Source organism: Streptomyces sp. NPDC045431 (assembly GCF_040646655.1).
Lineage (GTDB): Bacteria > Actinomycetota > Actinomycetes > Streptomycetales > Streptomycetaceae > Streptomyces.
In genome coordinates, this window is sequence record NZ_JBEZAQ010000011.1 from 98,611 (window position 1) to 119,648 (window position 21,038).

Genomic DNA, 21,038 nt, shown 5'->3' on the forward strand with positions numbered 1-21,038 from the left:
CGGGAATTCTCCGTACGGACCCCTGTACGCGCGGCAGTAGTGCGTGAAATATTACTGCCGTGCCCACGCGACATGTGAGTCATGTGCCGGCCGCCCTGGACGCCGTGATCGTCGGCGCCGGAGTCGTCGGTGCGGCCTGCGCCTACTACGCGGGCCGTGCGGGGCTCGCCGTCGCCGTCGTCGACCGCGGCCCCGTCGCGGGCGGCACCACCGGCGCCGGCGAGGGCAACCTGCTCGTCTCCGACAAGGAGCCGGGTCCGGAGCTCGACCTCGCGCTGCTGTCCACCCGACTGTGGCGCGAACTCGCCGAAACCCTCCCACCGGAGGTCGAGTACGAGCCCAAGGGCGGTCTCGTCGTCGCATCCGACGGGGCCGCCCTCACGGCGCTGCGCGCCTTCGCGGCCGGGCAGCGCGCCTCCGGCGTCGACGCGCGCGAGCTCCCCGCCGACCGGCTGCCCGACCTCGAACCCCACCTCGCACCCGGCCTCGCAGGCGGCTTCCACTACCCGCAGGACGCCCAGGTCCAGCCCGCCCAGGCCGCCGCCCGGCTGCTGCGCGCCGCCCGCGCCTCCGGCGCCGGCCGCGTGGACGTCCGGCTCGGCGAGGAGGTCACCGCCGTGCTCACCGACCGGCGCGGCGCCGTCCGCGGCGTACGCACCACCCGGGGCGACCTCCAGGCCCCCGCCGTCGTCAACGCGGCCGGCACCTGGGGCGGGGCGCTCGCCGCACTGGCCGGCGTCCACCTGCCCGTGCTGCCCCGCCGCGGCTTCGTCCTCGTCACCGAACCGCTGCAGCCCCGCCTCGTACGCCACAAGGTGTACGCGGCGGACTACGTCGCCGACGTCGCCAGCGGCTCGGCCGCCCTCCAGTCCTCCGCCGTCGTCGAGTCCACCCCGGCCGGCCCCCTTCTCATCGGCGCCACGCGCGAGCGCGTCGGCTTCGACCGGACCCTGTCGACCGAGGCGCTGCGGCGGCTCGCGGCGCAGGCGACCGCCCTCTTCCCGGTGCTCGGCGGCGTACGGGCCATCCGCGCGTACCACGGCTTCCGCCCCTACCTGCCGGACCACCTCCCCGCCATCGGGCCCGACCCGCGCGTGCCGGGCCTCCACCACGCCTGCGGCCACGAGGGCGCGGGCATCGGCCTCGCCCCGGCGACCGGGCTGCTCGTCGCGGCGGCGCTGAGCGGCGGCCCGGCGCCGCTGGACGCCGAGCCGTTCCGCCCGGACCGGTTCGCCGCACCGGAAGGAGCCACCGCGTGAGACCCGCGACCCCGCCCCCCGCGACCCCACCCCTCGCGGCGCCCGCACCCCTCGCGGCGCCCGCGACCCCGTTCACCCTCACCTTCGACGGGCGGCCCCTCACCGCCCGGCCCGGGCAGACCGTCGCCGCCGTCCTCTGGGCCCATGGCATCCTCGCCTGGCGCACCACCCGCGGCGGCGGCGCCCCGCGCGGCGCGTTCTGCGGGATCGGCACCTGCTACGACTGCCTGGCGACCGTCAACGGCCGCCCCAACCAACGCGCCTGCCTGACCCCGGCCCGCCCCGGCGACACCGTCACCACCCAGGAGGGCACGGGCCATGACCGCTGACCTCGCCGTCGTCGGGGCCGGGCCGGCCGGGCTCGCCGCCGCGGGCACCGCCGCCCGGCTCGGGCTGAGCGTCACGCTGCTGGACGCGGGGGAGCGGGCGGGCGGCCAGATCTTCCGGCACCCGGCGCACGGGCCCGTTCCGCGCGCCGCCCGCGACCTCGTGCGCGGCCTCACCGGCGGCGTACGCCATCTGCCGCTGCACCAGGTGTGGACCGTCCTACGGGACGGCGACACCTGGCTCCTCCACTGCGTCGCCGGACCCGACGACAGGGCGGCCACCGTCCGCGCCCGCGGCGTCCTCCTCGCCACCGGCGCCTACGAGCGCCAGCTGCCCTTCCCCGGCTGGACCCTGCCCGGTGTCGTCGGCGCGGGCGGCGCCCAGGCCATGCTCAAGTCCGGCGGCGTCCTGCCCGGCCGCCGCGTCGTCGTCGCGGGCAGCGGCCCCCTGCTGCTCGCCGTCGCCACCACGCTCGCCGCCGCGGGCGCCCGCGTACCCGCCGTCGTCGAGGCCGCCGACTACACGGCGTACGCCCGCGAGGCCGCCGCGCTGGCCCGCAACCCGGGCAAGCTCGTCGAGGGCGCGCGGCACGGCGCCGCCCTGCTGCGGCACTCCACGCGGCTGCTGTCCCGTCACGCCGTCACCGCAGTACACGGCACGGCGCACGGTACGGCGCACGGCACCGCCCGCGTCGAGGCCGTCACCGTCGCGCGCCTCGACCGCGACTGGCGGCCCGTCCAGGGCACCGGGCGCCGCATCCCCTGCGACGCGCTCGCCGTCGGCCACGGCCTCGTACCGCAGCTGGAGCTCGCCACCGGCCTGGGCTGCGCCACGCGCCGCACCGCCGACGCCACCCCCGCCGTCGACGTGGACGCCGAGCAGCGCACCTCCGTGCCCGGAGTGTGGGCCGCCGGGGAGGCCTGTGGCGTCGGTGGCGCCGAACTGGCCCGTACGGAAGGCGAGATCGCCGCCCTCTCCGTCGCGGGCCGGCGCCCTCCGGCAGCCCTCGTCCGCCGCCGCGCCCGCCTGCGTGCCTTCGCCGGGGCGATGGCCGCCGCCCACCGGCCCGGCCCCGGCTGGACCGGCTGGCTGGACGGTGCCACCGAGGTGTGCCGCTGCGAGGAGGTCACCGCCGACCGGATCCGCGAGGCCGTCACCGACCTCGGCGCCCACGACACCCGGACCGTGAAGCTGCTCACCCGCGCCGGCATGGGCTGGTGCCAGGGCCGCATGTGCGGCCAGGCCGTCGCCCGCCTCGCCGGCGAAGACCCGGCGCCCGACCGGCGCCCGCTCTCCTGCCCCGTCCCGCTCAGCCATCTGGCACAACCACCTGGAGCCGACTGATGGACCACCGCACCTCCCCCTGGCACGGGATCATGGTCGCCACCGCGCTGCCGCTGCGCGACGACCTCACCATCGACTACGACGCCTACGCCGCACACGTCGCCTGGCTGATCGCCCAGGGCTGCGACGGCGTCGTCCCCAACGGCTCCCTCGGCGAGTACCAGACCCTCACCGACGACGAGCGCGCCCGCCTCGTGCGCGTCGCCGTCGAGGCCGCCGGCGACGGGTCCCGCGTGATGCCCGGCGTCTCCGCGTACGGCAGCGCCGAGGCCCGCCACTGGGCCGAGCAGGCCGCCGAGGCGGGCGCCGGCTCCGTCCTGCTGCTGCCGCCCAGCGCGTACCGCGCCGACGAGGGGGGCGTACGCGCCCACTACGCCGAGGTCGCGCGCGCGGGGCTGCCGGTCGTCGCGTACAACAACCCCCACGACACGCGCGTCGACCTGACGCCCGAGCTGCTGGCGGAGCTCCACGGCGACGGCAGCGTCGTCGCCGTCAAGGAGTTCAGCGGCGACGTGCGCCGCGCGTACGAGATCGCCGAAGCCGCCCCCGGGCTGGAGCTGCTGATCGGCGCCGACGACGTCCTGCTGGAGCTGGCGGTGGCCGGTGCCGTCGGCTGGATCGCCGGCTACCCCAACGCCCTCCCCGCCGCGTGCGCCGCCCTCTACCACGCCGCCACCGCCCACGACCTGGACACCGCCCTGCCGCTGTACCGGTCGCTGCACCCGCTGCTGCGCTGGGACTCCCGACCGGAGTTCGTCCAGGCCATCAAGGCGTCCATGGACCTGGCCGGCCGCCACGGCGGACCGTGCCGCCCACCCCGTACCCCCCTCGACCAGGAGCGGTACGCCGCCGTCCGCGCGGCCACCGGCAAGGCGCTCGCGGAGGGACTCGCCTAGCCATGCGCACCCGGCACGTCTACCACGCCGTCGACTCGCACACCGAGGGCATGCCGACCCGCGTCGTCACCGGCGGCGTCGGCACCATCCCCGGCGCCACCATGGCCGAGCGGCGCCGCCACTTCGCCGCCCACCTCGACCACCTGCGCACGCTGCTGATGTACGAGCCGCGCGGCCACGCCGCCATGAGCGGCGCGATCCTCCAGCCGCCGACCCGCCCCGACGCCGACTACGGCGTGCTGTACGTCGAGGTGTCCGGGCTGCTGCCGATGTGCGGCCACGGCACCATCGGCGTCGCGACCGTGCTCGTCGAGACCGGCATGGTGCCCGTCACCGAGCCCGTCACCACCGTCCGCCTCGACACCCCGGCCGGACTCGTCTCCGCCGACGTCCGCGTCGAGGACGGCGCCGCGAAGTCCGTCACCCTCACCAACGTGCCCGCCTTCTGCGCCGCCCTCGACCGCACGGTCGACGTCCCCGGGTACGGCACCGTCACCTACGACCTCGCCTACGGCGGCAACTTCTACGCCATCGTCCCGCTCGACGCGCTCGGCCTGCCCTTCGACCGCGCCCGCAAGGACGACCTCCTCGCCGCCGGACTCGCCCTCATGGACGCCGTCAACGCCGGCGACCGCCCCGTCCACCCCGAGGACCCGGAGATCGGCGGCCTCAAGCACGTGTACCTCGCCGCCCCCGGCTCCGACGCCGTACGCTCCCGGCACGCCATGGCCATCCACCCCGGCTGGTTCGACCGCTCCCCGTGCGGCACCGGGACCTCGGCGCGCATGGCGCAGCTGCACGCGCGCGGCGCGCTGCCGCTCGGCCGCGACTTCGTCAACGAATCGTTCATCGGTACGGAGTTCACGGGGCGGCTCGTCGCCGAGACGACGGTCGGCGGCCTGCCCGCCGTCGTACCGACGGTCACCGGCCGCGCCTGGATCACGGGTACGGCACAGTACTTCCTCGACCCGGAGGATCCGTTCCCGGCGGGCTTCCTGCTGTGAGCGCCGAAAGGAACACCGACACCATGACGACGACCGGACCCACGGCCGCACTCCCGACCGCACTCACGGCCGCACCCCCGACCAGACCCCCCACCGTCTCCACGGCCCTGACCACGCTGGCCGCCCACGAGCGGCTGAGCGACCGCGTCGCGCACGCCCTGCGCGCCGCGCTGATCGCCGGCGAGCTGCGCCCCGGCGAGGTCCACTCGGCGCCCGGCCTCGCCGCCCGCTTCGGCGTCTCCGCGACCCCCGTGCGCGAGGCGATGCTGGAGCTGGCCCGCGAGGGCCTGGTCGAGCCCGTACGCAACAAGGGCTTCCGGATCACCGAGGTCAGCGAGCGGGACCTGGACCAGTACACACAGCTGCGGGCGCTCATCGAGGTGCCGACCGTCGGCGCCGTCACGGGTACGGCCACCCGGCGGCAGCTGGAGGAGCTGCGCCCGGTCGCCGAGGAGATCGTCGTCCGCGCCCGCGACCACGACCTGATCGGCTACCTCGACGCCGACCGCCGCTTCCACCTCTCGCTGCTGGGCCTCTTCGGCAACGACCGCCTCGTGGAGACTGTCGGCGACCTGCGCAAACGCTCCCGCCTCTACGGCCTGACGGCCCTGGACGAGCGCGGCCTGCTGGTCGCCTCGGCGCAGGAGCACCACGAGCTCCTCGACCTGATGCTGGCGGGCGACGCGGCGGCGGCCGAGGCGTGCATGGCCCGCCACCTGGGGCACGTGCGCTCCACGTGGGCCCGGTCGCGTACCGAAGGGTCCTAGCGGTTTGCCTCGATTTGTCCACCCGTTCGGGTGTCGATAGGTTGACAGAGCGGCGGCACATCACCCGCGGAGGCTGCCATGACCACCCTCACCGACCAGACCGTCGGCTCCCTGCGCGACCGCCTCGAAGGACGGCTCGTCACCCCCGCGGACCCGGACTACGACCAGGTCCGCTCCCTGTGGAACGGGGCCATCGACCACCGGCCGGCCCTGGTCGCCCGCTGCGCGTCACCGCAGGACGTCGCCACGGCGCTGCGCTTCGCCCGCGACGAGCACCTGGAGATCTCCGTCCGCGGCGGCGGCCACAGCTTCTCCGGCGCCTCCGTCTGCCCCGACGGCCTGGTCGTCGACCTGAGCGACATGAACCGCGTCGAGGTGGACGCGGACGCGCGCACCGTGCGCTGCGGCGGCGGCGCGAAACTCGGCGACCTCGACGCCGGGACCGCCCCGTACGGCCTCGCCGTCCCGGCCGGAACGGTCAGCCACACCGGCGTCGCCGGCCTCACCCTCGGCGGCGGCCTCGGCTGGCTGACCCGCAAGCACGGTCTGACCATCGACAACCTGGTCGCCGCCGACGTGGTCCTCGCGAACGGCGGCCTCGTCCGCGCGAGCGACGACGAGAACGCGGACCTGTTCTGGGCCCTGCGCGGCGGCGGCGGCAACTTCGGCGTCGTCACCACCTTCACCTTCCGCGCGCACCCCGTCGGCCCGGAGATCCAGCTGGCCCTCTTCTTCTGGGACCTCGCCGACGGCCCCGAGGCGCTGCACCTCGTCGCCGACCTGGTCCCCGGCCTGCCGCGCACCGCCGGAGCCCTGATCGGCGTCGGCCTGAGCGCCCCGCCCGCGCCCTTCGTCCCGCCCGAGCACCAGGGCAAGCCGGGCCACGCCCTGATCATCGCCGGCTTCGGCACGCCCGACGAGCACGCCGAAGCCCTCGCCCCGCTCGCCGACGGCCTCCCCCCGCTCTTCGAGCTGCGCGCCCCCATGCCGTTCACCGCGCTCCAGTGCATGCTGGACGACTCGGCGCCGACCGGCATCCTCTCGTACGACAAGGGGCTGGCCTACACCGACCTGAACGACGACGTGATCGGCCTGCTGAGCGAGTACATGCCGCGCAAGACCTCGCCGATGTCCTTCTGCCCGACCTTCCACGTGGCCGGCGCGTACACCGACCCCGACGAGGACGCCACCGCCTTCGGCGGCCTGCGCGAAACCATGTACGTCATGAGCTGCTCCGCCATGAGCCCGGACCCCGACATCCTGACGGCCGACACGGCCTGGGCCCGCGCCCTGTGGACCGAGCTGACACCGCACGCGGCGAACACGGGCGGCTACGTCAACTTCATGGTCGAGTTCGAGGAGGACCGCGTCCGCAGGTCCTACGGGCCGGAGAAGTACGACAAGCTGTCCCGCATCAAGGCCGCCTACGACCCGGACAACGTCTTCCACCGCAACGCGAACATCGTCCCGGCGGTCGCCGCCTGACGCCCGCTCGATACCCCGCTTGACGACCCTTGAGGACGCTTGAGGGCCGCGGGTGGGCCCGCCCACGCTGTCGGAACAGACAAGCGGAGCTCCGGATTCCTCCGTCGGTCTCGTGTGAACCGTCGATGTCACCGCAGAGGCCCGCGTTGCTCTACTTGAGCCGCTCCACGTGAGCCGCCCCCCGCGCGTCCGCTGCTCACCCCTGCGTCCCCCCAAGGAACGATATGAGCGTCCCCTCCCGTCCCGCGCCCGCCCGGCGCTCCCTGCTCGGCGGAGCGGCAGCCCTCTCCCTGGGCCTCCTGGGCTGTACGTCGAACCGCTCCGGCGAGGAACCCGTACCGGCCGCCCGCGCCGCCGACGCGAAGGGCGAGCGGCCCGTCGTGAAGGTCCACCTGCTCGGCACCGGTGGGCCGGAGATGTCGACCAGCCGCAAGGGCATGTCCACCCTCATCGAGGCCGGCGGTCACCGGCTGCTGTTCGATGTGGGCCGCGGAGCCACCCAGAACATGTACGAGTCGCGGATCAACCCCAAGGGCGTCACCAAGGTCTTCCTGACCCACCTCCACAACGACCACTACGAGGACCTGCCGAGCCTCTGGCTGAACCCGTGGTTCATGCTCGGGCGGACCGAACGGCTGGAGGTATGGGGGCCGCCCGGGACCGCGGGGATGGTCGCCGGTATGCGGGCGATGTACGCCCATGACCTGGAGCACCGCTCGAACGACCTGTTCAAGAAGGAATACCTGGACATCCGCGTCCACGAGATACGGCCCGGGACCGTCTACGACCAGGACGGCCTCAAGGTGACCGCCTTCACGGTCGAGCACAAGGACGGCAACCCGGCCTACGGCTACCGCTTCGACCACGCCGGCAAGTCCGTGCTCCTGTCCGGCGACACCACGTACCACAGGAACGTCGTGGAACACGGCAAGGGAGTGGACCTGCTCGTCCACAACGTCATCGCCTTCGACGAGGAGCTCACCAGGAGCGGGAAGCTGAAGGCCGTCGAGGAGAAGCTCACCACCCCCGAGCAGGCCGCGCGGGTCTTCTCCGAAGCCCGGCCGCGCGTCGCCGTCTTCTCGCACATCGCCAAGAAGGGCCTGCACGGCAAGGCGGGCGACGACGTCATCATGGCCCGGACCAGGAAGGCCGGATACGACGGGCCCCTCCACATGGCGCTGGACCGCATGACCGTCGACATCGGCGCCGACGTCACCGTGCGGCCGCCGCTCGCGACCGCCGACCTGCCCGAGCTGGACGGACCCGACACCAAGCTCTGAGCACCCGGCTCACCCGTTCCTTCGCCCGGGGTCGGCCACCGGTGCTAGAAAGTGACCATGAGGGAAAAGGGCCTTTTGCGCCCGAAGGGTCCGTGGTGGCGGGCGTCGCTGCACAGCGCCGCGGGGCAGGTGTTCGCTCTCCAGGTCGTGATCGTGCTGCTGCTGGTGGCGGCCGCGGTGACGGCCCTGGTCGTCCAGGCCAACCGCGGCAGTGCGCGGGAGGCCGAGCGCCTGTCGCTCACGGCGGCCGAGATGTTCGCGAACGCCCCCGGCACGGCCGAGGCGCTCCAGGGCCCGGACCCGACGGCCGTCCTCCAGCCACGCGCCGAAGCGGCCTGGCGGAGGGCGGGCGTGGACTTCGTCCTCGTCATGAACACCGAAGGGATCCGTCTCACCTACCCCGACCCCCGGCAGATCGGGAGGAAGTTCGTCGGCACCATCCAGCCGGCCCTGGAGGGCCGCACCGTCGTCGAGCGCGCGGGCGGCCCTCCGGTGCCCGCCGGCACGGGAACCGCCGTGCAGGCGGTGGTCCCGGTGCGAGGGGCCGACGGCTCGGTCGTCGGCCTGGTGTCCGCCGGGATCACCGAGGAGAACGAGGGGGACCTGGTCGAACGCCAGCTGCCCATCATCCTCGGCACCGGTGCCGCCGCGCTCGTCCTGTCCACCGCCGGGACCGCGCTGGTGTCCAGGCGGCTGCGGCGGCAGACGCACGGCCTGGGCCCGGCGGAGATGACGCGCATGTACGAGCACCACGACGCGGTGCTGCACGCGGTGCGCGAGGGCGTGCTGATCGCCGACGCGGAGGGGCGGGTGCTCCTGGCCAACGACGAGGCGCGCCGGCTGCTCGGCCTTCCGGCGGACGCGGACCGGCGCAGCCTGGCCGACCTGGGACTGGACGCGGAGACGGCGCGGCTGCTGGCGTCGGGGGACCCGGTCACGGACGCGGTGCGACTGGTCGGGGACCGGCTGCTGGCGGTGAACAAGCGGCCCACCGCCCCTTACGGGGGACAGGCCGGCAGCGTGGTGACACTGCGGGACACCACGGAGCTGGCCGCGGTCACCGGCCGGGCGCAGCTGGCGCGGGAGCGGCTGAAGCTGCTGTTCGACGCGGGGGCGCGGATGGGCTCCACGCTGGATGTCACGCGTACCGCCGAGGAGCTGGCGGAGGTGTCCGTGCCGCACTTCGCAGACGTCGTCACCGTCGAACTGCTGGAGCCCGTCCTGCGGGGCGAGGAGCCACCGGAGGTGGGCCCGGGAGCGGCCTCGGAGGCGGGCATCGAGATGCGCCGCACCGCCTGCGCGGGCCTGGAGGGGAACCACTCCCTCCACCCGGTCGGCGAGCCGGTCCGGTTCCCTCCCGCGGGCCCCGTCGCGACCGCCGTGACCAGCGGCCGAGCGGTCCTGGATACGGCTCCGAACACCGCGGACGCCCCGGACCCGGGCTTCCACTCGCTGCTGGCGGTGCCGATCCGGGCACGCGGGGCCCTGCTGGGCGTGGCCGCCTTCCGGCGGGCGGGCGCCTCCCCGCCGTTCGAGGAGCAGGACAAGGCGTTCGCCGAGGAGCTGGCGACCCGGGCGGCGGTCGCGATCGACAACGCCCGCCGCTACACCCGCGAGCACTCCATGACCGTCACCCTCCAGCGCAGCCTCCTGCCCCGGGGCGTGCCAGAGCAGAACGCGCTGGACGTGGCGTACCGCTATCTGCCGGCCCAGGCCGGAGTGGGGGGCGACTGGTTCGACGTCATCCCCCTGTCCGGCGCCCGCGTGGCGCTCGTGGTCGGCGACGTCGTCGGCCACGGCGTGCACGCCGCGGCCACCATGGGCCGGCTGCGTACCGCCGTGCACAACTTCTCCACCCTCGACCTGCCGCCGGACGAACTGCTGACCCGCCTGGACGAGCTCGTCGCCCACATCGACGCCAACGAGACCGCGGGTGACGTACGCGCCGGTGACGTGCACGACGGGGACGGGGTCACCGGGGCCACCTGCCTGTACGCCGTCTACGACCCGGTCTCCGGGCGGGTGGCCGCCGCCACCGCCGGCCACCTCGGACCGGCCGTGGTCCACCCCGACGGAACCGTGGACTTCCCCGAGCTGCCGGTCTCGCCTCCCCTCGGCCTGAGCGCGAGCCTGCCGTTCGAGAGCAGAGAGCTCGTCCTGCCCGAGGGCTCCCACCTGGTGCTCTACACCGACGGGCTCGTCGAGGACCGCGGCAGGGACCTCGAGACCGGCCTGGACATCCTGCGCGACGCCCTGACCGGAACCGGCCGCACGCCCGAGGACACCTGCGCCGCGGCCATCGAGGCCCTGGTGCCCGCCCGACCCAGGGACGACATCGCGCTCCTCGTGGCCCGTACGCGCCGGCTCGACCCCGCGAACGTCGCCCACTGGGAGGTGGACCGCGACCCCTCGGCGGTGGCCCCGGTCCGCGCCGCCTGCGCCCGCCGGCTGGCGGAGTGGGGCCTGGAGGACATCGGCTTCGCCACCGAACTGGTCCTCAGCGAACTCCTCACCAACGCCATCCGCTACGGCGCCGAGCCCATCACCGTCCGGCTGCTCCGCGACCGGACCCTGATCTGCGAGGTCGCCGACGCCAGCAGCACCTCGCCCCACCTCCGCCGCGCCAAGACCACGGACGAGGGCGGCCGCGGCCTGTTCCTCGTCGCCCAGTACACCGAACGCTGGGGCACCCGCTACACCCCCGCCGGCAAGGTCATCTGGGCCGAGCAGTCCCTCCACGGCGCCCCGGAAGCCGCGGGGCTCTCGGCCGACGCCCTCCTCGACCAGTGGGCCGACGATCCCCTCTGAGACTGCTCGCCAGGCTCCGGTCGTGCCCACGGGGCCGACGGGACCGCAACCCGGAGCAGCACTTTTACGGATGTACTCGAGGGAGAAGTGCATCCGTCGGCTCTGGAGAAAATCTGTCATGGCGACGGTAGACATTGCCCAGTCGCAGGGCTACTGTTGTCGTCGTACCCAGGAAGTCGAAGTGGGCACGGCAGACACGAACTGCCGTGCAAGAAGGTCGAGAAGGACACGGCCCCAGGGGCCGTGAGCAGTACCCGCGGTATCCAGCAGTGCAAGCGAGTAACCGAGGTAAGGAGCAGAACGCCATCAGGATCGCCCGGGCGAGGACGTAGCCGCCCGGGTACCGCAGGCCCCGGATTGGAAGGTGGTCCCCGGTCACGCATCCGCGATCCCCGCAGTCCCGCTCTTTCAGGCGGAACCTGCGGACGAAGAAGGCCGGCACGGTGTGCCGGTAGATGGTGTTGAAAGCTCGGGGCCCGGGTGCCGGTACGGCACCCGGGCCCCCCGACGCGTCCCCCGAAAGAAGAGGTCTATGCCCCCTGGCAGTTCCCACCACGTCGCCAACCTCGACGACGATGACTACCCCGCCTACACCATGGGCCGGGCCGCCGAGATGCTCGGCACCACCCCCGCCTTTCTCCGGGCCCTCGGCGAGCACCGCCTGATCAGCCCCGGACGCTCGCCGGGCGGCCACCGCCGCTACTCCCGCTACCAGCTGCGCATCGCCGCCCGAGCCCGTGAACTCGTCGACGAGGGCACCCCCATAGAGGCCGCCTGCCGCATCGTCATCCTCGAGGACCAGCTCGAAGAAGCCCAACGCATGAACGAGCAACTGCGCAGCCAACGCGGCGAGTCCCAGCCGACGAGCCCCGCCTGACCAGACCCCGGGGCGCCTCCGGGAACGAGCGGGCGCGTCCCGGGCGCGGATGCCGCCGCCCCGCGTGGCCCGCACGAGTGCTGGCCGACGGGGCGGCGGCATCCGCCGGTCAGGTGTCGCGGAAGAGACCAGCCATTCGGCCGACCTGGCGGGAACGGGCGACTGCCTACCTCTGTGAGTCGTTCTTGCGCTCGCGTCGCAGCAGCGGTCGAGATGCCGACGGGGCGCCGACGATCACGCCTGCTCGGCGTTCGCTGGTGCTCTGCCACCTCGTGGGACCGAGCGTGCCTGCTCGACGGCACCCCCAAGTATGAGCTGTGCGAACTTGAGACAATAGGGGAGGGATTGGAGAGGAACAGGCGCCGTTGGCGGCTCTAGGAATGGCTGTGTGTGCTTGAGGCAAACGGCGGACTGTGCGTGTACTGCCAGACGCGCCGCTCGGAGGAAATGGATCATGTCATACCTTTCGCCCAGGGCGGCGCGGACAGTCTCAGGAACCTCGTTCCGTCCTGCTCGGCCTGCAACAATCGCAAGGGCAACCGCACGCCGATGGAGTGGGCCATCAACACACTGATGCGGTCGCCGTCTTTCAGCGTGGGTTTCTGCCGCAGTCGGTACGCGGGCCGCATCGAGGAAGGCCGCGAGTTCAACTGGCGCTGACGCGACGAGAAGCCTCAGCTCTCCAACTGATGCCAAGGGGAGGTCGCGTGGCGACATGGGGCTACGGACCGATCCCACACCGGATCTACGCCGAACAGGTCGGCAGGCAGCTGGACGACCTGCCGCTGGACATGTACGGGTGGCGGACCGAGGAAGTCGACGGCGGTGTCGAACGGACCACCGAGCTGTCGCGGTGGCTGGCGGCCGCGCCCTGGATGACCCGACCCCTGGCGACTCCGTACACCCGAGCCGGGTGTCAACTGCCGCTTCTACTGCTCCGGCGGCAGCATGACGCGCACCAACCCAAGAGGGCGTCATGCTGCCTACCGTAACCAGCCGTCGCGCTACGCCCTTCTAGGCTTTCGGTTCCAGCGAGACGTGATCCGGTGAAGGGGGTAGGCATGGCGACTTACAGCGTTGACTACTTGCAGCGGTTGATGGCCGCTGTGGAGTGGTTCGAGGCGGCCTTCGGGCGTTGGATGGACACCCAGGAGGAGTCGGACCACTTCCAATCGCGTGGGCTGTACCCCACGGTCTGGACCAAGGACGGACAGGGCCAGGCAGCGGTCCGCATGCTGGAGCTCGGCGTTGCGGAGGCCGCGGGGGCCGCCGCGCGTGCGGGCACCGTCACGGGGGCGGGTATGGGCGTCGCCGGGATCGGTGTGGTTGATCCGATCGACAACTGGTCGTCGGTGGCGGCCCCGCGGGCGCTCTTTTCCCCCGGGACGCCCGTGCCATGGCGGCCAGGATCCGGGGCCGGCTGAGCACGGTGATCGGTGAGGCAGAGGAAGCAGTCGAGTCAGCGACGCCGGGATTCGCCCCCTCCGAACTCCACCAGGTGATCTGGACGGCGGCGGCCGCGCACTGGACGACCCACCAGTACCGGGTCGCGGTGCACGAGGCGTCGGAGGCGCTGACCGTCCACTGGAAGGAACGCTTGGGCCGCAACGACGTGACCGACACCTCTTTCTGGCAGCAGACCCTCTCTGCGGAAGTCCCGGATCCTGGCAGGCCCGATCTCGCCTGGCCCGGTCCGGCGGAGGACCAGACGGCAAAGAGCATGCGCGGAGTTCTGGCACCGTTGGCCGCAGCGCTCAACAATCTCGCGACCAGACTGAACCGCGCGGTCAGAAACGTTGCGACACACACCCGCGGTGAGCTGACCGAGCAGGAGGGCATGGAGCGTCTGGCGGCCTACAGTTACTTCGTCCGGCTGCTCAATCAGTGCGAGATCCGACGCGCGAAGGAGCGCAAGACACGTGAGTCGTTTCCGTCGGCCGAACCGGTCCGTAAAGCGGGTCGCTGCCCTTACCGCTCCGCCCCCAAGGCTCTCGGCATGGCGATGACACCGGCCGAACTCGAGGTACGGAAAGACACGCTGGAACTCCTCGACAACGGGGACCCGCGGGTGGTTCCCCTCGTCCTTATGCGGGGGTGATGTCCAAAGGCGTCCTGCGGAACCGGTCAGCATGTCATACGCAGAGGTGTCGCGCAGGAACTTGGCGATAGCAGACGGGTTGTCAGTGGCCAGGTATACGCTCTGGCTTACGCGCGACTCGTCCGAGTCGGGCCGCTTCGCCGTGCGCTGGCGCAAGAAGCGGCCCTGAGCGTGTCGGTTCTGCCGGAGAGAGGCTTCAGCCCGAGTGAAGATCACCCCCTCCGCCCGCGTGCTCCGCATGCTGGGCGAGATCGAGTTCGACGAGTGGCAGTGCGTGGCCGAGCTCGTCGACAACTCCTTCGACGACTTCAGCGAGATCGTCCGGTCCGGGGCAGAGTGGCCCGACGGCTACAAGGTCAGCGTCTCGCTGCCGTCCTCGACCAGCGGGGAACTCGTGGTCACCGACACCGGTCGGGGGATGGACTATGAGCGACTCGAGCGGGCGGTGCGGGCCGGCTGGTCCGGTAATGACATGCACGACAAGCTCGGCCTGTTCGGCATGGGCTTCAACGTGGCCACGGCTCGCCTCGGCAAGCGCACCCGTGTCCTGACGACGCGGCCCGGTGACAGCCAGTGGATCGGCGTCGAGATCGACCTGGACCACATCAAGGACGACTTCGAGGCGACGGACATCACCGAGCCGAAGAGCGACCCCGCCCAGCACGGGACGAGGATCATCATCGACCGGCTGCACGGGAAGCGCGTGGAGTGGCTCCGCCGCAACGGGTCGGTGCTCCGCAACGTGCTCGGCTCCGTCTACTCGTGGATCCTGGACGCGCGCGGCTTCGAGCTCTACGTGGGCGGCACCAAGGTCAAGCCGGTCCGGCACTGCCGCTGGGGAGACGACCGCTCCGTGCTGTTCAACGGCAAGGAGCGGATCCCCGCCTACATCGAGATCGACGAGGAGCTGCAGGACGGTCTCGCTTGCTCCGACTGCGGCCAGTGGCAGCTGACCCAGGGTGACGTCTGCTCCGACTGCGGGAGTGACAGGCTCTCGGTGCGGAAGCGCCGTGTCTGGGGCTGGCTCGGCATCCAGCGCTACCTCCACAAGACCGACTACGGGATCGACTTCCTCCGTAACGGCCGGAAGATCCTGCGCTGGGACAAGCAGTTGTTCACCTGGAACAACCCCGACGGCGTTCCCGGCAACGAGGACCCCGAGTACCCCGTGGACCTCGGCCACTTGGGCGGTCGCATCATCGGCGAGATCCACCTCGACCACGTCCCCGTCACCTACCAGAAGGACGCCTTCGAGTACGCGGACCGGAGCTGGCGCAGCGCCGTGGAGCTGCTGCGTGGCGTCGCCCCGCTCCAGCCCAAGCGCGCCGAGTCCCTCGGCTACCCCGAGAACACCAGCCCCCTGGCCCAGCTCTACAAGGGATACCGCCGTAGCGACGCCGGCCTTCGCTGTCTGGTGCCTGGCGACGGCCGCAGGCCCATCCACGAGGAGACCCGCCGCTGGGGGCAGGAATTCCAGAGGGGCAACCCGGACTTCCAGACCGACGAGCGCTGGTGGCAGGCGGTCCTCGAGCACGAGGAGACCAAGAACAAGGGCAAGCAGGCCGAGACCGAGGCCAGTGTCCCGAGCCAGGCTGACGAACAGGCCGTCCTGGACGCCCTCGGTGTGCCCACCGACGCGCCCGCGTCCGGCACCACCCCTGTGGCCACCCCGGCTCCCGGCCAGGAGGCAGGCGGCGGCGCGCCCACCGTGGTGAAGCCGAAGACCGAGACCCGCAGTGAGCGCCTGGCCCGCTACGAGGCCGCGTCGACGCGGCACTCCTACCTCAGCCGTCCGTTCGGTCACCCGGCCCTCGGCTACCTGAACGTGGAGACGCGGCTGCTGAAGAACGGCGAGAGCCTCCTCGACGACACGGGCGTGGCCGTCCCGGTCCTCCTCGACCAGCGCGCGGGCAACGAGCTCGTCGCCTTCCTCGACACCGACCACGAGGTCTTCAAGCGGTTCGGCGCGGACTACGCGGACCTCCTCCTCGCGGAACTCGCCCCGCTGCTGAAGGTCCGCTCGCGTTCCCAGTGGGCTCCGTCCCAGCTCCTCGCCGGCATCCGCGCCGAGTCCCTGAAGGACAGCGCGTTGGACGGCAACACGGTCGGCGCCGAGGCGCGCGACCTGCTGAACGAGATCCGCAGCCGCGCGATGGCGGAGCTCAACCGCACCGGCGCGTACCGGGAGGTGTTCGGCCATCTCAGCGAGGAGGAGCGGCACGCCATCGAGTCGTCGATGATCGCGTCCGGGCGCGTGGGCGCGGTCGGAGCCCTCGGTGAGGACGCCGGGTTCATCACCTACCTTCCCCCGCTGGCCCTGGTCCGCCTGGTGGAGGTCATGCCCGACGTGTTCCTCGACGGCCGTGTCTTCCGGGGGCCGTATACCACCGTGCAGTCGCCGGCCGCCCGCTCCCTGAGTCTGGCCCTGGTCACCGGCTACCTGGCCGACGTGGCGACGATCGGAACCTTCGCCGACGAGGCCACCGTCCTCCAGTTGCAGCGCGCCCGTCTCAGCGTCACCCTTCTCGCCGACGCGCTGGCCGGTGAGGAGTGAGCGCGGTGTTCCTGTCCCCCGCCGAGCTGCGCGACGGAGGCCCGGCGGGGCTCACCAAGGCCCTTGAGAGGACGCTGTGGCACCTGGGGTTCCATGACGTTCGTGTCGTGGACGGCGCCAACGACCACGGCGCCGACCTCCTGGCCGTGCGGAACCGGGAGCAGTGGGTGTTCCAGAGCAAGTGGAAGGCGCACGGCACGGCGGACCACGCCGGCGTCGACGACCTTGAGCGAGCCCGCACCCACTACCGAGCCGACAAGGCCGTCCTAGCGACGAACACCAACATCACCCCCACGGCCGAGGCACGTCGCCGCGCCCTGGCCGGCGTCGGAATCGACATCGCGCTGTGGCATGGCGCCACGCTTGAGACCATCGGCGAACGTATGCCGGAGCGCGTGCCCAGCCCGTACGAACTGAGGCCCTACCAGGCCGACGCCGTCCGGGCCATCGAGCGTGACCTGGCGGCCGAAGGGTCCGCCCTCCTCGTGCTGGCGACGGGTCTGGGCAAGACCGTCGTGGGCGGGGAGGTCATCGGCAACCTCCTCGCGTCTCGGCAGCAGGCGAAGATCCTCGTCGTGGCGCACATGCGAGACCTCGTCGAACAGCTCGAGAAGGCGTTGTGGCGGCACATCCCGAAGACCGTCCCCACCCGCCTCCTCACCGGTGAGGACAAGCCCAGGAACCTGGAGGGAGTGGTCGTCGCGACCGTCGAGTCCGCGCTCTCCGCCGCCCGAAACGGGTACCGCCCCGACCTCATCATGATCGATGAGACCCACCACGTCGCGGAGACCGGCAGGTTTGCAGAACTTCTCGATCTGTGTTCCGCTGCGGCCCAATTCGGGGTGACCGCCACTCCGTGGAGAGGCGACAAGTTCGACATCACCGCGCGCTTCGGCTACCCGAGCTTCAGCATGGGTATCGCCGAGGGCATGGCCAAGGGATTCCTGTCCGCTGTCGACTACCGGATCTACGCCGACGGGGTCGACTGGGACGCCGTCAGGGAAATCAGCCGTCACGGTTACTCGATCAAGGACCTGAACCGTCGCCTCTTCCTCCCGCAGAGGGACGAGGAGATCGTGGAGCACCTGCGGGCCGCCTGGCGGGAGACAGTGGAACCCCGCGCGATCGTCTTCTGCCAGACGATCGAGCACGCCGAGCACATGGCTGAACTTCTCTCGGTCTCCGACCCGCAGTGGGTCAACGCCTCCTACCTGCATAGCGGTTTGCCCAAGCGGCACCGCAACATCCTGCTGAACGAGTTCCGCCTCGGGCGTGTGCCTGTCATCACGTGCGTGGACGTGTTCAACGAGGGCGTCGACGTTCCCGACGTCAACCTGATCGCCTTCCTGCGCGTCACCCACAGTCGAAGGATCTTCGTCCAGCAGCTCGGCCGCGGACTGCGCCTGAGTCCCAACAAGAAGGCGCTCAAGGTCCTCGACTTCGTGACGGACATCCGCCGCGCCGCAGCGGCCCTCAACCTGCGCCGGACCCTGGAGGCCACGGAGGCCGAGCACCTGGAACTCCCGCACACCTCGCGGATCGAGTTCCAGGACGAGACCGTCGGCTCCCTCATGGACATGTGGATCCAGGACGCCGCGGACCTCGAGACCGCAGCGGACGAGGTCCGTCTTCAGTTCCCCATGCCGAAAGGAATCCAGTGAGCAAGTACAACATCCCGACCGAGGTCGAGGAAGCGGTCCTCAAGCTCGTCTACTCGCAGGCTGCGGACGCCGACTGGTTCACCCAGAGCGACGACGAGCACACGCGTCTGTACCAGCGGTGGACCGACGACCCGAAGATCGGGGGCCGTCTGGTCGGGCACCTGGGCAGCGCCGCGAACATCCGGCCGTGGCTGAAGGACATCGCGATGAAGGAGTACCCGCGGGCACTCCGGGGTGAGACCAAGTACGCGAAGTACGTCAGCCAGCCGGCCGCGACGCTCGAGGAGATCATCGAGAAGTCCCTGGGCGGCGACTGGGAGCTCGTGCCCCGCTCCAAGCGCCAGAAGCCCATGCGCGCGAAGGTCCGCAGGATCGGCGCGGAGGACGACGAACTCCACTTCGTCGCCGGCCCCAGCGGGAGCTTCAAGCACCTGCTGTGACCCGCGATCCTCGACCGGTCGAACGGGGAGACCGCGCCGTGGACGATCTGCGTCATCGAGCCCTTCTCCTCTCCCGTGACGCGTGAGGCCAAGGCGCTGCACGGCCGCGTGGCCAGGTTCCTCGGCGTGCGGGTCATCTACTTCCAGGAGATGTAGGGGCGGTCATGGAGCTGCGGGAGTGGTTGACCAAGGCATGGGACACGGTGTTCGACGAGAGGGCCCGAGGGATCATCGAGGCCAGGGCGGCGGGGCACTCCCTGGAGGAGGCCGGCGCGAGGTTCGGGGTGACTCGAGAGAGGGCCCGCCAGGTCATCAGCGAAGGGCAGGGAAAGCTTGCGTTCATGGCCGACTCGGTGACACCGGCGTGGCGCGCAGTCGCCCAGCAAGCCGGCGCTGCTCCCGCTGTCCGCAGGGAGGATCTCGCGGTCGCCCTGCGCGCGGAGGATCACATGATCCTGGAAGTGCTCCTGCTCGAGGCGGGTCTGCGCGCCCCGCGGACCTGGGCGGGTTCGCTGCGAGGCTGGTGGACCACTGACCCCGACGAGCTCGACCGAAGGCTGCTGCGGTTGGTCGACAGGGCACCTGTACGAGGGGACGACCTGGACGAGGAGGCGCGCATCGTCGGAGTGCCAGAGGGTGTGAACGTCGCCGCGCTCCTCGACGACCCTCGATCGCGAGTCGTCCGCGACGCGGCCGGCCACTGGGTCCGCCGCAAGGTGAGAAGGCGCGACTCCGCGTACCTCCACCTCCTGGACGCCGGACGCCCCTGCCGGGCGGAGGAGCTGGTCGATCCCATGGGGGTGACGTCCGTCGCAGCGGCCCGAGAAGGGCTGCGACGCGACGACCGCTTCGTCCAAGTCCGGCCGGAGGGCACGTGGGCCCTGGCGGAGTGGTCGCACCTGCGTGTCGCCCCGTACGGCAACGCCATCGAGGCGGTGGTGGCGGTGGTCACCGAGCAGGGGCCCATGACCCAGAGGGCCCTCTTCTCACAGGTCAGGCAGGTGTACCCGGTGAGCGCGTCAAGGCTCCGGCAGTGCCTCCTCAGCGACCAGATCGGAAGGACGCCTGACGGCCTGATCGACCTCGTCGCGCGAGGTGCCCAGCCGATCGAGGAGCCGGAACCGCCCAGGCCGGCCTCGATGGCCGTCCACGGCGATGTCCTCGGTGTGCGGATCCCGGTCGACCCGGACGTCCTCCGCGGCAGCGGTGTCCGGGTGCACTCGTGGCTAACCTGGAGGCTGGGGCTGCGACAGACCCCCATGCGCCGCACGTTCGCCACGGCCGGAGGGCACGCGCCGCTCACCGTCACCCGCGCCGCCAGCTTCGCGCAGGTCTCCACCCTCCGCCGTCACGCCATCGAGCTCGGCGCCGTGGAGGGCTGTGTCCTCGCCGTGATCCTCGACCTCGCCGCGGGTACCGCACGAGTGCGCCACGGCTGCGCGCCAGGCGAGTGTCAGGCCGCTCTGAAGGACTCCCCTGTGGAGTTGACCAAACGTCGTGCGAGCCCAGCGTCCGGCTGATGACATGACAGTAGTGAAATTTCGAAGGCAAGAACAGAAGTGACCATGCGCTACGACGAGGTTGTCCCTGACGCAACGTCACATTGGCGAGCACCGGCGATCCGTGTGTCGTCCTGCACAAACGGTCCCCCGCCGACGTCTCCGACAGCGGTCTGCGTCTTCAACCACAGGGACGGCAGCACGACCTGGCGCGACGCCGAAGACCTCCGCCCTACCGTCACCCTGCCGATACTCCCCGTCCTGCGCGAGGTGCCGGACGGCAAGGGGAGGAAACACGTGTTCCGGCACGGCGGAGAGGAGTACCGGACGCGCGGCAGTGGGACGACGGTTCCGGACCATGGCGGGCGGAGCACGCCTCGACGGACGGGCGGCGCATGGGGGTACTCAACGACCAGCCGAACGCGGAGGTCGTCCGGAGCCGTCGCCAGCATGGTCACAGCCGTGTGGATCATCAGCGGCGATCGCCCCGTCCACTACATCGCCGACGCCGGGAACCGACTGGGCGACGAGCTGCGCCTGGACGTCCCGACGGCCGACGAGCAGGGCAGGATCCGTGAGGAGAGCGAGGAGGACGTGATGCGGCGCCTGACCAGCGTCACCAGGGGCGTTCGCCGGCTGCGGACAGACGATGAGCACAGGGAGACGATCGCGTTCCTGAGGGTCTACCCAGTGTTCACCGATGGCTGCATCGGCCAGCCTCAGTTCGCCCCCCTCTGAC

General features: G+C 71.7%; 18 protein-coding genes. All 18 read left to right on the forward strand.

The window, feature by feature from the left end:
- Positions 1-59 precede the first annotated feature (59 nt).
- The 18 genes from AB0A69_RS22210 (at position 60) to AB0A69_RS22295 (ending at position 21,037) form a co-directional block, all read left to right on the forward strand.
- Entirely contained in the window at positions 60-1,259 is a 1,200-nt protein-coding gene (locus AB0A69_RS22210; protein ID WP_361424525.1) for an FAD-binding oxidoreductase, read from the forward strand.
- Positions 1,256-1,588, forward strand: a complete 333-nt coding sequence (locus tag AB0A69_RS22215) for a (2Fe-2S)-binding protein (RefSeq protein ID WP_361424528.1) — start codon at positions 1,256-1,258, stop codon at positions 1,586-1,588. The genes AB0A69_RS22210 and AB0A69_RS22215 overlap by 4 nt, the downstream gene beginning before the upstream one ends.
- Complete coding sequence (locus AB0A69_RS22220; protein ID WP_361424531.1) at positions 1,578-2,930, forward strand: NAD(P)/FAD-dependent oxidoreductase; 1,353 nt, start codon at positions 1,578-1,580, stop codon at positions 2,928-2,930. The genes AB0A69_RS22215 and AB0A69_RS22220 overlap by 11 nt, the downstream gene beginning before the upstream one ends.
- Entirely contained in the window at positions 2,930-3,826 is an 897-nt protein-coding gene (locus AB0A69_RS22225) for a dihydrodipicolinate synthase family protein (RefSeq protein ID WP_361424534.1), read from the forward strand. The genes AB0A69_RS22220 and AB0A69_RS22225 overlap by 1 nt, the downstream gene beginning before the upstream one ends.
- Positions 3,827-3,828: 2 nt before the next feature.
- Positions 3,829-4,830, forward strand: coding sequence for a proline racemase family protein (locus tag AB0A69_RS22230; RefSeq protein WP_361424537.1), 1,002 nt, complete (start codon positions 3,829-3,831; stop codon positions 4,828-4,830).
- Positions 4,831-4,853: 23 nt separating this feature from the next.
- Positions 4,854-5,597: a GntR family transcriptional regulator gene (locus tag AB0A69_RS22235; protein ID WP_361424540.1), complete on the forward strand. Its 744-nt coding sequence runs from the start codon at positions 4,854-4,856 to the stop codon at positions 5,595-5,597.
- Between the two features lie 78 nt (positions 5,598-5,675).
- Positions 5,676-7,082 (forward strand): FAD-binding oxidoreductase, encoded by a 1,407-nt coding sequence (locus AB0A69_RS22240; RefSeq protein ID WP_361424543.1) that lies wholly within the window; start codon positions 5,676-5,678, stop codon positions 7,080-7,082.
- A 224-nt stretch (positions 7,083-7,306) separates the two neighbouring features.
- On the forward strand, positions 7,307-8,362 hold the full coding sequence (locus tag AB0A69_RS22245) for an MBL fold metallo-hydrolase (protein ID WP_361424546.1): 1,056 nt from the start codon (positions 7,307-7,309) through the stop codon (positions 8,360-8,362).
- A 57-nt stretch (positions 8,363-8,419) separates the two neighbouring features.
- Positions 8,420-11,170 (forward strand): SpoIIE family protein phosphatase, encoded by a 2,751-nt coding sequence (locus AB0A69_RS22250; RefSeq protein WP_361424549.1) that lies wholly within the window; start codon positions 8,420-8,422, stop codon positions 11,168-11,170.
- Positions 11,171-11,702: 532 nt separating this feature from the next.
- Positions 11,703-12,047 carry a MerR family transcriptional regulator gene (locus AB0A69_RS22255; protein WP_361424552.1) on the forward strand — a complete coding sequence of 115 codons (345 nt, stop codon included), beginning with the start codon at positions 11,703-11,705 and terminating at the stop codon, positions 12,045-12,047.
- A 390-nt stretch (positions 12,048-12,437) separates the two neighbouring features.
- Positions 12,438-12,707 (forward strand): HNH endonuclease signature motif containing protein, encoded by a 270-nt coding sequence (locus AB0A69_RS22260; RefSeq protein ID WP_361424555.1) that lies wholly within the window; start codon positions 12,438-12,440, stop codon positions 12,705-12,707.
- A 401-nt stretch (positions 12,708-13,108) separates the two neighbouring features.
- On the forward strand, positions 13,109-13,471 hold the full coding sequence (locus AB0A69_RS22265) for a hypothetical protein (RefSeq protein ID WP_361424558.1): 363 nt from the start codon (positions 13,109-13,111) through the stop codon (positions 13,469-13,471).
- Positions 13,444-14,145: a TIGR02391 family protein gene (locus AB0A69_RS22270; RefSeq protein ID WP_361424561.1), complete on the forward strand. Its 702-nt coding sequence runs from the start codon at positions 13,444-13,446 to the stop codon at positions 14,143-14,145. Before AB0A69_RS22265 ends, AB0A69_RS22270 begins: the two co-directional genes overlap by 28 nt.
- Before the next feature lie 205 nt (positions 14,146-14,350).
- A complete protein-coding gene (locus AB0A69_RS22275) occupies positions 14,351-16,699 on the forward strand; it encodes an ATP-binding protein (RefSeq protein WP_361424564.1) in 2,349 nt (782 codons plus the stop codon).
- A gap of 5 nt (positions 16,700-16,704) precedes the next feature.
- Positions 16,705-18,360 (forward strand): DEAD/DEAH box helicase family protein, encoded by a 1,656-nt coding sequence (locus AB0A69_RS22280; RefSeq protein WP_361424567.1) that lies wholly within the window; start codon positions 16,705-16,707, stop codon positions 18,358-18,360.
- On the forward strand, positions 18,357-18,800 hold the full coding sequence (locus AB0A69_RS22285; RefSeq protein ID WP_361424570.1) for a hypothetical protein: 444 nt from the start codon (positions 18,357-18,359) through the stop codon (positions 18,798-18,800). Before AB0A69_RS22280 ends, AB0A69_RS22285 begins: the two co-directional genes overlap by 4 nt.
- A gap of 449 nt (positions 18,801-19,249) precedes the next feature.
- The gene (locus AB0A69_RS22290) at positions 19,250-20,320 is read left to right on the forward strand and encodes an RNA polymerase subunit sigma-70 (protein ID WP_361424573.1); all 1,071 of its coding nucleotides are present in this window, start codon (positions 19,250-19,252) and stop codon (positions 20,318-20,320) included.
- Between the two features lie 45 nt (positions 20,321-20,365).
- A complete protein-coding gene (locus AB0A69_RS22295) occupies positions 20,366-21,037 on the forward strand; it encodes a hypothetical protein (protein WP_361424575.1) in 672 nt (223 codons plus the stop codon).
- Position 21,038 lies beyond the last annotated feature (1 nt).

Bases quoted from the DNA above. Each gene is read 5' to 3' on its own strand.
- AB0A69_RS22225 (WP_361424534.1), top strand. From the start codon at position 2,930: ATGGACCACCGCACCTCCCCCTGGCACGGGATCATGGTCGCCACCGCG.
- AB0A69_RS22290 (WP_361424573.1), top strand. From the start codon at position 19,250: ATGATCCTGGAAGTGCTCCTGCTCGAGGCGGGTCTGCGCGCCCCGCGG.
- AB0A69_RS22240 (WP_361424543.1), top strand. From the start codon at position 5,676: ATGACCACCCTCACCGACCAGACCGTCGGCTCCCTGCGCGACCGCCTC.
- AB0A69_RS22270 (WP_361424561.1), top strand. From the start codon at position 13,444: ATGGCGGCCAGGATCCGGGGCCGGCTGAGCACGGTGATCGGTGAGGCA.
- AB0A69_RS22255 (WP_361424552.1), top strand. From the start codon at position 11,703: ATGCCCCCTGGCAGTTCCCACCACGTCGCCAACCTCGACGACGATGAC.
- AB0A69_RS22220 (WP_361424531.1), top strand. From the start codon at position 1,578: ATGACCGCTGACCTCGCCGTCGTCGGGGCCGGGCCGGCCGGGCTCGCC.
- AB0A69_RS22230 (WP_361424537.1), top strand. From the start codon at position 3,829: ATGCGCACCCGGCACGTCTACCACGCCGTCGACTCGCACACCGAGGGC.
- AB0A69_RS22235 (WP_361424540.1), top strand. From the start codon at position 4,854: ATGACGACGACCGGACCCACGGCCGCACTCCCGACCGCACTCACGGCC.
- AB0A69_RS22250 (WP_361424549.1), top strand. From the start codon at position 8,420: ATGAGGGAAAAGGGCCTTTTGCGCCCGAAGGGTCCGTGGTGGCGGGCG.
- AB0A69_RS22295 (WP_361424575.1), top strand. From the start codon at position 20,366: ATGCGCTACGACGAGGTTGTCCCTGACGCAACGTCACATTGGCGAGCA.
- AB0A69_RS22265 (WP_361424558.1), top strand. From the start codon at position 13,109: ATGGCGACTTACAGCGTTGACTACTTGCAGCGGTTGATGGCCGCTGTG.
- AB0A69_RS22245 (WP_361424546.1), top strand. From the start codon at position 7,307: ATGAGCGTCCCCTCCCGTCCCGCGCCCGCCCGGCGCTCCCTGCTCGGC.